The 13,139-nt window shown below is 69.1% G+C and carries 9 protein-coding genes; 3 read left to right on the forward strand and 6 right to left on the reverse strand.

From position 1 onward, the window contains the following. Window positions 1-2 precede the first annotated feature (2 nt). The 3 genes from Q0Q47_RS04385 to Q0Q47_RS04395 form a co-directional block, all read right to left on the reverse strand. Window positions 3-2,207 carry an iron ABC transporter permease gene (locus tag Q0Q47_RS04385; RefSeq protein WP_293854940.1) on the reverse strand — a complete coding sequence of 735 codons (2,205 nt, stop codon included), beginning with the start codon at window positions 2,205-2,207 and terminating at the stop codon, window positions 3-5. 107 nt (window positions 2,208-2,314) lie between these two features. Continuing rightward, window positions 2,315-3,352 carry an ABC transporter substrate-binding protein gene (locus Q0Q47_RS04390; RefSeq protein ID WP_293855388.1) on the reverse strand — a complete coding sequence of 346 codons (1,038 nt, stop codon included), beginning with the start codon at window positions 3,350-3,352 and terminating at the stop codon, window positions 2,315-2,317. Window positions 3,353-3,418: 66 nt separating this feature from the next. Next, window positions 3,419-4,216 carry an inositol monophosphatase family protein gene (locus Q0Q47_RS04395; RefSeq protein ID WP_293854943.1) on the reverse strand — a complete coding sequence of 266 codons (798 nt, stop codon included), beginning with the start codon at window positions 4,214-4,216 and terminating at the stop codon, window positions 3,419-3,421. Window positions 4,217-4,338: 122 nt separating this feature from the next. Between Q0Q47_RS04395 and Q0Q47_RS04400 the strand changes: the two genes are divergently transcribed. Beyond that, window positions 4,339-4,848, forward strand: coding sequence for a peptide deformylase (locus Q0Q47_RS04400; RefSeq protein ID WP_293854945.1), 510 nt, complete (start codon window positions 4,339-4,341; stop codon window positions 4,846-4,848). A gap of 14 nt (window positions 4,849-4,862) precedes the next feature. Here the strand turns inward: Q0Q47_RS04400 and Q0Q47_RS04405 are convergent, their stop codons facing one another. The 3 genes from Q0Q47_RS04405 to Q0Q47_RS04415 are packed head-to-tail and all read right to left on the reverse strand — an operon-like array spanning window position 4,863 to window position 8,121. After that, entirely contained in the window at window positions 4,863-6,521 is a 1,659-nt protein-coding gene (locus Q0Q47_RS04405; RefSeq protein WP_293854948.1) for a Na/Pi cotransporter family protein, read from the reverse strand. A 42-nt stretch (window positions 6,522-6,563) separates the two neighbouring features. Then, the gene (locus tag Q0Q47_RS04410; RefSeq protein WP_293854951.1) at window positions 6,564-7,064 is read right to left on the reverse strand and encodes an NUDIX hydrolase; all 501 of its coding nucleotides are present in this window, start codon (window positions 7,062-7,064) and stop codon (window positions 6,564-6,566) included. 4 nt (window positions 7,065-7,068) lie between these two features. Beyond that, window positions 7,069-8,121, reverse strand: a complete 1,053-nt coding sequence (locus Q0Q47_RS04415; RefSeq protein ID WP_293854954.1) for a LacI family DNA-binding transcriptional regulator — start codon at window positions 8,119-8,121, stop codon at window positions 7,069-7,071. 381 nt (window positions 8,122-8,502) lie between these two features. Here Q0Q47_RS04415 and Q0Q47_RS04420 point away from each other — a divergent pair, with 381 nt between their 5' ends. Further along, the gene (locus tag Q0Q47_RS04420; protein WP_293854956.1) at window positions 8,503-9,903 is read left to right on the forward strand and encodes an efflux RND transporter periplasmic adaptor subunit; all 1,401 of its coding nucleotides are present in this window, start codon (window positions 8,503-8,505) and stop codon (window positions 9,901-9,903) included. Further along, complete coding sequence (locus Q0Q47_RS04425) at window positions 9,903-13,028, forward strand: efflux RND transporter permease subunit (protein WP_293854959.1); 3,126 nt, start codon at window positions 9,903-9,905, stop codon at window positions 13,026-13,028. Before Q0Q47_RS04420 ends, Q0Q47_RS04425 begins: the two co-directional genes overlap by 1 nt. Window positions 13,029-13,139: the final 111 nt, after the last annotated feature.

Here is a 13,139-nt window from a genome sequence, read left to right on the forward strand (position 1 = left end):
CCTCAGCCGCCGGCCGCGACCGGCACGCCCGCCGCGCCGCGGCGGCCGAGCCGACGCTCGCCCACAATGAATTCGATGAACAGGATCGCCGCCAGCATGATCACGATCAGCACGGAGGCGTAGGCGATCGCCAGGCCGAACTCGCCGGCCTCCACGCGGCCCACGATGTAGGTCGTGGCCATGTTGTACTGGGCGGTCACCAGGAAGATCACCGCGCTCACCGCCGTCATGGCCCGCACGAAGGCGTAGACCAGCGCCGCCAGGATCGCGGGTTTCAGGAGTGGCATGAGCACGAGGCGCAGGGTGGTGGCCGACCGCGCCCCCAGCGTGAGCGAAGCCTCGTCGAGCGACTTGTCGATCTGGCTGAGCGTGGCGATGCCCGAGCGCACGCCCACCGGCATGTTGCGGAACACGAAGCAGATCACGAGGATCAGCCCCGTGCCGGTGATCTCGATCGGCGGGACGTTGAACGCCAGGATGTAGCTCACGCCCACGACGGTGCCGGGGATCGCGAAGCTGAGGAGCGTGCCGAACTCGAAGGCGCGCTTGCCGGAGAAGGTCTGGCGCGTCAGCAGCCAGCCGGTCAGCAGGCCGATCGCCGCGGTGAGCGGTGCCGCCATGGCGGCCACTTCGACGGTGGCGAAGAACGAGTTCCAGGCGCTGCCCGCGAAGCGGAACCCGCCGTCCGACGTGTCGATGCGGAACGCGGTGACGTAGTGGTTCAGCGTCGGGGTGTAGTCGCGCCCCAGGGCCTGCACGAAGCCGCCGACGAGGATCAGCGCGTAGATCACGACCGTGAAGAGCGCCCACGGCAGCGCCACGCCCCAGCAGGCGATGGCCACGCCCTTGGGCAAAGGCGGCGGCACGCCGCTGTCGCCCTTGCCCGTGACGGTGGTGTAGGTCCGCCGGCCGAGCCAGGCCTGTTGCACCCAGAAGGCGCCCAGCGTGAAGATCAGCAGGACGATGGACAGCACGGTCGCGCGGCCCTGGTCGGTCGCCGCCCCCACGACGGCGAAGAAGATCTTGGTCGACAGCACCTCGAAGTTGCCGCCGAGCACGAGCGGGTTGCCGAAGTCGGCGAGGCTCTCGACGAAGCCCAGCAGGAAGGCGTTGGCGAGGCCCGGCCGCAGGAGCGGCAGCGTCACGGTGCGGAAGGTGGTCCAGCGGCTGGCCCGCAGCGTCTGCGAGGCCTCCTCCAGCGACGGGCTGATGCCCTGCACGACGCCGACGAGCACCAGATACGCGATGGGCGTAAAGGCCAGGAGCTGGGCGATCAGCACGCCCGGGAGGCCGTAGATCCAGCGCGAGCGCGGGATGCCGAACCACTCCGACAGCCCGGCCGAGACCACGCCCGACCGCCCGAAGAGCAGGATCAGCGCCAGGCCGATCACGAAGGGAGGCGTGATGATGGGCAGGACGGAGAGGATCTTGAGGGACTTCTTGCCGTGGACGGTACCACGGGTGGCGAGCAGCGCGAAGGCGAGCCCGAGCGCCGTGCTGCCGGCCCCGACGAGGACGCCTAGCAGCAGGGTGTTCCAGGCCACGCCGCAGCGCAGGTTGCCGGTGACGCAGGCGAGCCCCCAGATGGACTCGTCGAGGAACTTCTCGAGGAACTGGGCCGGCGCGAAGTTGCCGGCATTGTCCTGGACGGCGCTGGCCAGGATCTTGCCGACCGGGAAGAAGACGAAAAGCCCGACGAGCGCGATGACCACGCCCACGGAGGACACGACGAAGGCGTCGCCCCGGCACCAGCCCCGCTCGGCGAGGCCGCGGCACAGAAGCAGCAGGAAGACGGCGAGCACTATGGCGGCGCCGAGGCCGAACCCGGCCTGGGCGGGTCCGGGACCGCCGGCCAGGGACGCGAGCCAGGCCGCGTTCCACCCCTTCAGGCCGAGCGCGAAGCCCTGGACCAGCCCGTAGGCCAGCCCTCCTCCGCCCGCCCAGACGAGGCGGTCGGCCCGCCCCGGGGCGCCGAGCGGCAGCATGCCGCCCGCGACGGCGAGCCCCAACGGCAGAACGAACGGCAGGAGCCACACCTTGCCCGTGAGACCGAGCGCGAGCGCGCTGCCGGCCGGGCCCACCGGATACTCGCCCCAGTGGGACGTGTCCGAGAAATCCAGCCAGTACCAGGGCAGCACCGCAAAGGCGGCACAGGCCAACACGGCCAGGGCCAGTGCCCCGGTCCGACTCTCTTGCCGCGCGCGCATCCAAGCCCCCGCTGGTCGCCGGGCTCATCGCCCGGCCTGCGTCCCCGCCTCGAAAAGGACGGCGCCCCCCAGGACGCCGCCCGATCTCCGTTCGCCGACGGCGAGCCTTACTTCGGCTGCGCCTTGACCTCTTTGTCCCACTTGGTCAGCAGGCGCTTGCGCTCGTCGGACGACCCGTACTTGGCGAAGTCGTAGTTGATGAGCTTGATGTCGGAGAGCTTGGGAGCCTGCGGCGGGATCGGCGTCGCCTTGTTGGACGGCACCTGGTAGGACTTCGCCGCTGCGCCGAGCTTCTGCGCTTCGGGCGAGAGCGCCCAGTCGTACCACTTCTTGGCGTTGTCGAGGTTCTTGGCGCCCTTGATGATCGACATCGAGCCGATCTCGTAGCCGGTGCCCTCGCACGGCGCGACCGCCTTCATGGGCGCGCCTTCGACGATCATGGTGACGTGGTCGTGCAGGAAGGCGATGCCGACGGTCGTCTCGCCGAGGCTGGTGGCCTTGGCCGGCGCCGCGCCCGACTTCGTGTACTGGTTCACGTTCGCGTGCAGCTTCTTCATGTAGTCGAAGGCCTTGTCCTCGCCCATGATCTGCACGAGCGTGGCCAGCATGGTGTAGGCGGTGCCCGACGAATTCGGGTCGGCGACCTGGACCTCATCCTTCAACTTCGGGTTGAGAAGGTCGGCCCAACACTTGGGGTCGTCGATCTTTTTCTCGGCCAGCAGCTTGGTGTTGTAGGCAAAGCCGAGGGCGCCCGAATAGATGCCGACGGCGCGGCCCTTGGACTGCTCCCACTGGCGCACGGCCCACTCGTTCAGCTCGGGCAGCTTGGGAGACTTGTACTCCTCGGTGAGGTTCTCCTCGGCGGCCTGCATGTGGGGGTCGCCCGTGCCGCCCCACCACACGTCGCCGCGCGGGTTGGACGCCTCGGCCTTCACCTGGGCGTAAATCTCGCCCGAGCTCTTGCGGATCATCGAGACCTTGACGCCGGTCGCCTTTTCGAAGGCATCGACCATCGGGCGGCACCAGTCTTCCTGCACGCCGCAGTAGACGGTGAGCTGGCCCTGCGCCTGGGCTCCGGTGCTGGCCGCCAGCGCGGCTCCGAACACCGTCCCCAGCAGCGCCAAGCGGCGCGTGAATGTCGTCATCGTCATGTCTTACTCCTCCCCAGTTGCTTGATTTCAAAAGGATTTGACAGCATCGCCGCAGCCCGGTCAACCGGAGGTCGAGGGCAGGTCGATGCCAGAGGCCTCGGTCAGCGCCGGATAGAGCGCCGGGGTCGCGGCCAGGATGGGATTGCCCTTGCGCAGGCCCTCCCCCGCCAGGAACGGGCTGCAGCGGCCACCGGCCTCCTCGACCAGCAGGATGCCGGCCAGCACGTCCCAGGCATTGATGTGCAGTTCGCAGTAGCCGTCGATGCGGCCCGCCGCCACATAGGCCATGCCGAGCGCACCCGATCCGCAGCGGTAGAGGCCGGCGCCGAGCGCGGTGACCCGCGTGACGACGGACAGGTAGTCGGCGATGGGCCGGCGCATGCTCCAGCCGCACTCGACGGAAGCCTGGCGCGGATTGTCGAGGCCGGACACCGCCATCGGCGCCCCATTGAGCGTGGCCCCCTCGCCCTTCGCGGCGGCGAACAGCTCGTCGCGCATCGGGTCGTAGATGACGCCGACCTTGATCTCCCCGTCCTCGACCTGGGCGATCGAGATGCAGAAGTGACCGATGCCGCGGGCGAAGTTCGAGGTCCCGTCGATCGGGTCGACCACCCAGATGCGCGCGCCGTCGCGGCTGGCCCCTTCCTCGCCGATCAGGCCGTCCTCCGGGAACTGCTCCTGGAGACGCAGGGCGACGAGGCGCTCCACCTCGCCGTCGGCCTCCGTGATGAAGTCCTGGTGGCCCTTGAAGGCGAAGTCGCCGGGTTTGCGGCCCTTGAACTTCGTCCGCATCACCTGCCCGGCTTCGCGGGCGATGGCGCTGGCGGCAACGAGGCGGGCGTTGAGCGAGGCAGTCATGAGTGGCTCCGGCGGCCGAAGCCGTTGGTGGTTGAGCGCGGGCCCGGCAGGGCGCGCGACGATTGCGAAGCGGGTGGGATTGAGGCAGCGTCGACCGCTCCAGCGCCACACGAGTCCTCGCCGTGCCCGCCCGACCGATCGTCTTCTATCCCGATGAGCGCCTGAACCGACCGGCCGCGCCGGTGGAGCGGTTCGACGAAACCCTGGCCGGGCTGGTGCGCGACATCGGCGACACCATGATCGCGGCGCCCGCCGTCGGCCTGACCGCCGTGCACATCGGCGTGCCGCTGCGCGTGACGATGATCCGGCTCGATCTCTCCCGTCCGGCGAGCGTCTACGTCAATCCGGAGGTCCTGTGGGCCTCGCAGGAGACGGCCGCGCACACCGAGGGCAGCGTCTCGCTGCCCGGCCTGAGCGAGGAGGTGACGCGGCCGGCGCGGGTGCGCGTCGGCTACCTGACCGCCGAGGGCGAGTGGCGCGAGGACGAGGCGGACGGCTTCCTGGCGGCCACCCTGCAGCACGAGATCGACCAGCTCGACGGCGTGTTCTGGCTGGCGCGCCTGTCGCGGCTCAAGCGCGAGCGCCTCCTGAAGAAGGCCGGCAAGCTGCGCCGGGCCGACCGCCCGGACTGACGCGGCACGCGCCGTCATGGCCTGAGCCTGCTGGCGCGCAGCACGCCGATCTTCTCCAACGTCCCGTAGACGGTGGCCGCGATGTGGGCGTCGATGCGCTTGAGGTCGCGCGTGATGTCCAGGTGCAGCGCGCTTTCGGCAATGGCGTTGGCGTTGTTGCGGCGCATGGTGGCGAAGTGCCGCTCGGTCGCCGACCGCTCGATCTCGCGGAAGTGCTCCTTCTCCGTCACCAGCCGCCGGGCCGCCTGCACGTCCTGCACCATGAACACGGTCACGGCGAGCTGGAGGTGGTCCAGCAGGCGGCCGTGCATCTCCTCGATGTCGTGCATCGCCTCGGGCGGCAGGGTGTAGCGGTTGTCGAGGCGCTTGGCCGCGAGCTTCATGAGGTTCTTGTCGGCGATGTCGCCGATGTGCTCGAGGTTGATAGCGATCTGCAGGATTTCGGAGGCGCGCTGGGCGTCCTCATCCGAGAGCGCGTCCGGGCCCATGGCGCCGAGATAGCGCTGGATGGCCCGGTAGAGCCGGTCGAGGATGTTGTCCATCGCGCTGACCTGCACGATGCGCTCCCGGTCGTCGTGCTGGAAGGCGTCCTGCGAGCCCCGCAACATGGCGTCGACCACGTCGACCATGCGCAGAATCTCCCGCGCCGCGTTCGACAGCGCCACCGACGGGGTCGCGAGCGCCGACGGGTCGAGATATTGCGGCTCGCCGGGATCGGTCGGGCGCGGCGGATCGGGCAGAAGGCGCATCAGGATCTTCGCGGCGACCGGCAGGAGGCCGATGAAGAGCAGCGCCGTGCCCACGTTGAAGATCATGTGGAAGTCGGCCGCCATGCGGCCGGGCGGCTCGCCCAGGGCCGCGAGGCCCTTCGCCGCCATCGGGATCAGCGGCAGCGCGATGACGCAGCCGATGGCCCGGAAGACGAGATTGCCGACGGGGATGCGCAGGCGCGAGGGATCCTTGCCCATCGCCGCCGTCACCGGGTTGACGGCGCTGCCGAGGTTGGCGCCGAGCACCATGGCCAGCGCCGCCTCCGGGGTGACGATGCCGGTGCTGGCCAGCGACATCACGAACAGCATGGCCGCGACGCTGGAGTGGGCCGCCCAGGCCAGAAGGGCCGCCAGCAGCATGTTCAGAATGGGATCGGGCGTGATGGCCCGCAGCACGTCGCGGGTCGCCTGCGACGCCTCCAGCGGATGCAGCGTCTCCACCAGCATGTGGAGCGCCATGAGCATCAGCGCGAGCCCCATCAGGGCGCCGCCGGCGTCGCGCAGCGACGAGCGCTCGCCGGCCCGGCGCTGGGCCGTGAACCCGGCGATGAACAGGATCGGATAGACCCAGCCGATGTCGAAGGAGACGATCTGCACGATCAGCGTGGTGCCGACATTGGCGCCGAGCATCACGGCGAGACCCGGCACCAGGTCGAGCATGGTGGCGGTGCCGAGCGAGGTCACCATGAGGGCCGTCGCGGTGCTGCTCTGCAGCAGCCCGGTCACCGCGAGCCCGGCCAGGAACGCGCTGAGCCGCCCGCGCACGCCGATGGCGATGGCGTGGCGCAGGCGCGTGCCGAAGGCCCGCTGCACGCTGCTCGACAGAAGGTGGATCGACCACAGCAGCAGCGCGACCTCGAAGGCGAGGCGCAGCAGGAGGTAGGTGGCGGTGTCCGTGGCCATGCCCTCAGGCCTCCCCGCGGGACATGGCGTGACGCGAGGCGGTCATGGCGCCAGCTCCCGAGCGTGCGGCGTGCCCGCCGACCCGGCGACCGCGGGATAGCGTCCGCCCAGAACCTGCGCCGCGCCCTGGGCGAAAGCGCGGATGATGGTCCTCAGGCCGGGCTCGTCCACCAGGTCGGCGGCATCGACGGCCTTGAACCACACCGCCCTGCGCTCGCCCTGCTCGCGCCACTTCTTGCGCTGCTCGCGAACCTCGAGGGGATAAACCTTCACGTTGCACAGGATGAAGTGGTCGGTGAGCCGCTTCCACGCCTCGTAGTGACCGATGGCGCGGCGGTCGATGCGGCCTTTGACGCCCGCTTCCTCCAGCGCCTCCCGCTCGGCGGCGCGGTGGGGCTTCTTGCCCTTCATCGGCCAGCCCTTCGGGATGATCCAGCGCTGCGTCTCGCGGGAGGTGACGAGCAGCACCCGCAGTTCCCCCTCCTCGAAGCGGTAGGGGAGCGCGGCGACCTGGCGTGACTTCTTGGCGTCGGGGGAGCCCATGGCTTCAGCACCTCACGGACGAACGCCAGACCAGCGTCGGCGTGAAGGACAGGCTGACTGGGTCGCCGCCGGGATCCCGGCCCTCCTCGACGAGCTGGACCACGGCCGCGGCGATGTCCTCGACCGGCTGGTCGAAGGTGGTCAGGCGGTAGGACAGCCAGTCTGCCTCGGGAATGTTGTCGAAACCCATAACGGACAGGTCTTCGGGGACCCGCAGGCCGAAATCGTGGCGCGCCGCGTCGAGCACGCCCAGCGCGGTGACGTCGTTGACGCAGAAGACCGCGTCGGGCCGGCGCTCGCCGGTGAACAGCTCGGTGCCGGCGAGCCGCCCGTTCTCGTAGGACGTGCTGACGCCGCGGCTGACGATGCGGGGCTCGATGCCGACGGCCCGCGCCGCCTCGATGAAGCCGGCGGACCGCTCCGCCAGGCTCAGCGTCTGCTTCTCGGTGGTGACCACGGCGAGGTGCCGGCAGCCGCCGCGCACGAAGGCGAGCAGCGCGGCCCGCGCCGCCCCGGCGTTGTCCAGGCGGATCCGGTCCGGTCCCGTCTCGGGATCGTCGCGGCTTATCAGGATCAAGCGCTGTCCCGATTCGAGACAGGATCGTACGATCGACCGGGACGGCGTGCCCGACAGGACGATCGTCGCCTCGGCCCGGTACTGGGCGGCGCGCTGGAGCACCAGGCGCGCGTCGTCGTCCGGACCGCTGAGGCTGAGCACCATGGCCACCCGGCCCGCCTGCTGCAGGCGGCGCGTGAGGATGCCGAGGAGGCGCGACATCTGGGGCGACATGATGTCGGAGACGACGACGCAGACGATGCCGCTCTGCTGGAGGCTGAGGCCCCGGGCCAGCTTGTTGACGTGGTAGCCGAGCTCCTCGGCCGCCACCAGCACGCGGCGACGGGTGTCCTCCGCGACGCTGGCGCCGGGCGTGAAGGTTCGCGACACCGCCGACCGGGACACGCCGGCGCGCGCGGCCACCTCGCGCGCGCTGACATAGGCGGAGGCGCCCCGGTCAACCGTTCGCGATGCTGGGGCGTCGCGCCCGAGGTCGGTCATCTCGTCTTCGCCTTGTTCATGGGCAGCGAGTGTGAATGAATGTGCACGCGCGTGCAAGCAATGCCGATCAGGACGCGAATCTTCTGGCTCAATACAACCGCGAAAGAGGCCAACGGCTTAAACCATCGGCAAGTTTCACCGGTGCACAGCCTTGCAGACCGGATTGTACGCACACGACCGCGTGAGGGCAGCGCCTGCCCGCCGATTGGTCTGGCATTGGTCTTGCGTTGCCGGTTACGATGAGTTGAATAGTTTCCAACCTTTAATGAGGGGCACCTGTCAAATGCAGGGATCGCACGCTATAACGGCTCAGTCCTCGCCTGGAGCCCCCGGCCACCGGGCCTTCGAACCTGCCGTTGCCCGGCCACGTGGAGTGCTGTGATGCCGTCGAAGGCGTCGACTTTCGTCGTCCTGCTGGCCGTTGCCGGGGGAGCCTTCTACGGCGCTCCCGAGATCTGGCCCGACCTGAAGCCGAAGCGTGACGAACTCGTCGCGAAGCTGCCGCCGGAGGTCACCAAGTACATCCCCGGGATCAAGCCGGCCGGCGAGAAGACGGCGGCCGCACCCGCCGCTCCGGCCGCCGGCCAGGCCGGTCGCGGACCGGGCAGCGCCGCCGCGGCGGCCAACCGGACCGTGCCCGTGGCGCTCGCCAAGGCCGTCAAGCAGCCGATGCCCGTCCGGTTCGACACCATCGGCACGGTGCAACCGGTCGCAAGCGTCGTCCTGCGCTCCCGCGTCGAGAGCCAGGTTCTCGCCGTCAACTTCGAGGACGGCGCGACCGTCAAGCAGGGGGACATCCTCTTCCAGCTCGACTCCCGCGGCATCGAGGCGCAGATCAAGCAGGCCGAGGCCAACCTCGCCCGCTCGAAGGCGCAGCTCGAGCAGGCCCAGCGCGACGTGAAGCGCGGCGAGCAGCTCATCGCCAGCGACGTCGGCTCCCGCGTCACCGTCGACAACGCCCGCACCTCGGTGCTGACGACCTCGGCGCAGATCCGGGCCGACGAGGCGGTGCTCGAGAACCTCAACGTCCAGCTGAGCTACTACACCGTCCGCGCCCCGATCACGGGCAAGGTCGGCGTCGCCGGCATCAAGCCCGGCAACATCGCGAAGACGGGCGACAACAGCGCCCCGCTCGCGACGATCAACCAGATCAACCCCATCTACGTGACCTTCAACGTGCCGCAGCGGCTCCTGCCGGAGCTGCGCGACGCGCTGGCGAAGGGCACCGCCAAGGTGCAGGCGACGCCGCAGGGCCTGACGGACGCGGTGGACGGCCGGGTCGCGGTCATCGACAACACCGTCGACGCCGCCTCCGGTACGATCGCCCTGCGCGGCATCTTCGACAACGGCGCGGAAGTGCTGTGGCCGGGCGCCATCTGCGACGTCCGCCTGGTGATCCGCATCGAGCCCGACGCCGTCACGGTGCCGCGCGAGGCGGTGCAGACGAGCCAGAACGGCCAGATCGTGTTCGCGGTCGAGAACGGCGTGGCCAAGGTTCGCCCGGTGACGGTCGATCGCACGCTGCGCGGCTTCTCGGTGATCAAGACCGGCCTGAAGGGCGACGAGACCGTCGTCACCGACGGGCAGCTGCTGCTGGTCGACGGCGCCCGCGTGGAAGCGCGCGGCGGCGGCAACGGACCGGGCCAGGGACCGGGCGGTCCCCGCGGTGGCGGACAAGGGGGACCCGGCGGCGGCCAGGGTGGCGCGCCGGCGGCCGGGCAGAAGCCCGCGGCGCCGGGAGCCGCTGAAGCTCCGCAGGCGACGGACAAGGGAGCTTCCTGATGGGTCTGCCCGAGGCATGTATCCGTCGTCCGGTGATGACGACGCTGATCACGCTGTCCTTCATCATCTTCGGACTTTTCGGATACCGGCAGTTGCCGGTGGCCGCCCTGCCCCGGGTCGACTTCCCGACCATCAACGTCTCGGCCCAGCTTCCGGGCGCCAGCCCTGAAACGATGGCGGCCTCCGTGGCCGCCCCGCTCGAGCGCCAGTTCGCCAACATCTCCGGCATCACCGCGATGACCTCGGTGTCCCAGCAGGGACAGACGAACATCACGATGCAGTTCGACCTCGACCGCAACATCGACGGCGCCGCCCTCGACGTGCAGTCGGCCATCGGTGCCTCGGCCCGCCGGCTCCCGCCCGACCTTCCCAACCCGCCGAGCTTCCGCAAGGTGAACCCGGCCGACCAGCCGGTGCTGTTCCTCGTCGTCACGTCGAACACGCTGCCGCTGTCGACCGTCAACGACTACGCCGAGACGATCCTGCAGCAGCAGATCTCCCAGATCCCGGGCGTCGCGCAGGCCCAGATCTTCGGCACCCAGAAATATGCCGTCCGGATCATGGTCGATCCGTCGGCGCTCTCGGCCCGCAACCTGTCCTTCACGGACCTGCGCTCGGCCATCTCGGCCGCCAACTCCAACCAGCCGACGGGCACGCTGCGCGGCGACCGCCAGCGCATCACGATCGAGGCCAACGGCCAGCTGCGCAGGGCGGCCGACTATGCCGGCCTGATCGTCAGCTCGCGCAACGGCGTCCCGATCCGTCTCGACGACGTGGCGACGGTGCAGGACTCGACCGAGAACCAGGACTCGGCGAGCTGGTACAACAACGAGCGCTCGATGATCGTGGCGGTGTTCCGCCAGTCCGACGCCAACACCGTCGAGGTGGTCGACCGCATCCGCGAGAAGATCCCGAACTTCCGGGCCCAGCTGCCGGCCTCCATCGGCCTCTACGTCCTGAACGACCGCTCCGAGCCGATCCGCGAAGCGGTGCACGACGTCGAGTTCACCCTGATGCTCTCGGTGGCTCTCGTCGTCCTCGTCATCTTCCTGTTCCTGAAGTCCTTCACCGCGACGCTGATTCCGACGCTGGCCCTGCCCGTGTCGCTGATCGGCACCTTCGCGCTGATGTACGTTCTGGGCTACTCGATCGACAACATCTCGCTGCTGGCGCTGACATTGTCGGTGGGCTTCGTCGTCGACGACGCCATCGTCATGCTGGAGAACATCGTCAGGCACATCGAAGAGGGCATGAAACCGTTCGAGGCCGCCCTCCTGGGCGCGCGCGAGATCGGCTTCACGATCGTGTCGATCACGCTCTCGCTCGTCGCGGTGTTCATCCCCGTCTTCTTCATGGGCGGCGTGGTCGGGCGCGTGTTCCGCGAATTCGCGGTGGTCATCTCGGTGACCATCCTGATCTCGGGCTTCGTGTCGCTGACGCTCACCCCCATGCTGTGCGCACGCATCCTCAAGGCGCACGACCTGCACGCCAAGCCGGGCCTGTTCTCGCGGTCCGTCGATGCGGTGGTCGGCGGCATGCTGGCGGTGTACCGGTTCTGCCTCGACGTCGTCCTCAAGCTGCGCCTGATCGTCCTGCTGCTCACGATCGCGTCGATCTTCGTGACCGTGCGGATGTACATCGACGTGCCGAAGGGCTTCTTCCCGCAGGAGGACACGGGCCTGCTGCGCGGCGCCACGGAAGGCCCGCCGGACAGCTCGATCGAGGCCATGTCTGCGCGCCAGCAGGCGATCAACGAGATCCTCCTGAAGGATCCGGCGATCGACTACCTGACGTCGAACATCGGTGGCTTCGGCGGCGTCAACCAGGGCTTCATGTTCATCGCCCTGAAGCCCCGGGACCAGCGCGACGACGTGGCGACCGTGATCGGCCGCCTGCGCCGGGCGACCGCCAGCGTCCCCAACATCACGATCGTCCTGCAGCCCGTTCAGAACATCAACCTGAACTCGGGCCGCCAGTCGCGTGCCCAGTACCAGTACACGCTGACCAGCGGCGACCTCCAGGCGCTCTACGGGGCCGCCCCGGAAATGCGCCGCCGCATGGCGCAGATGGACCAGCTGCGCGACGTGAACATGGACCTGCAGGTGGCCAATCCGCAGGTCTTCATCGAGCTCGACCGCGAACGGGCCGCCAATCTCGGCGTCTCGTCCGACGCCTTGCGCCAGACGCTCTACAGCGCGTTCGGCTCACGGCAGATCTCGACGATCTTCACGCCGTCGAACGACTATGCCGTGATCATGGAGGCCGACCGGGCCTTCCAGACGGATCCCAACCGCCTGTCCCAGCTCTTCGTGAAGGGCATCAACGGACAGAACGTGCCACTGGAGTCGGTGGCCAACATCAAGCGGTCGATCGGTCCGCTGTCGGTCAACCGGCAGTCGCAGCAGCCTGCGGTGACGATCTCGTTCAACCTCGCGCCGAGCATCTCGCTGGGTGACGCGGTGGAGGCGATCAAGGGCGTGGAGCGGCAGGCGGGCCTGCCGGCGTCCATCACGACGGGCTTCGCGGGCTCCGCACAGCTCTTCCAGGACGCCCTGAAAGGCCAGGGACTCCTGATCCTGGCCGCCGTGCTGGTGATCTACATGGTGCTGGGCGTGCTCTACGAGAGCTTCATCCACCCCATCACCATCCTGTCGGGCCTGCCGTCGGCGGGCCTGGGAGCCCTGCTGGCGCTGCAGTACTACAACATGGACCTGTCGGTGATCGCGATCATCGGCATCCTGATGCTGATCGGCATCGTCAAGAAGAACGCCATCATGATGGTGGACTTCGCCCTCGAGCGACGGCGCGAAGGCGCCGACGCGATGACGGCGATCCGCGAGGCGGCCCTCATCCGCTTCCGCCCCATCATCATGACGACCTTCGCGGCGCTGCTCGGCACCCTGCCCATCGCGCTCGGCCAGGGCGCCGGCTCGGAACTGCGCCAGCCGCTCGGCATCGCGGTGGTGGGCGGCCTGTGCGTGTCGCAGCTGCTGACGCTCTTCATCACGCCGGTCGTCTACTACTACCTCGACGGGCTGGAGACGTTCCTCACCCGCCGCGGCCGCAAGGAGCGCGAAGCCGCCGCCGCCCCGGCGACGCCTGCGACACCGGCGCCGGCCGAGTGATCCTCAGAACCGTTCCCGCGGTGCCACACCGCGGGAACTCTTCGAATGCGACCCTTCGGGGAAGCCGCGCGTTAAGGCTTCGGTAATCCTGATCTTGCTCAAGCTGTGCGA

This window comes from uncultured Alsobacter sp., from assembly GCF_945952055.1.
In the GTDB taxonomy this organism is placed as follows: Bacteria; Pseudomonadota; Alphaproteobacteria; order Rhizobiales; family Beijerinckiaceae; genus Alsobacter.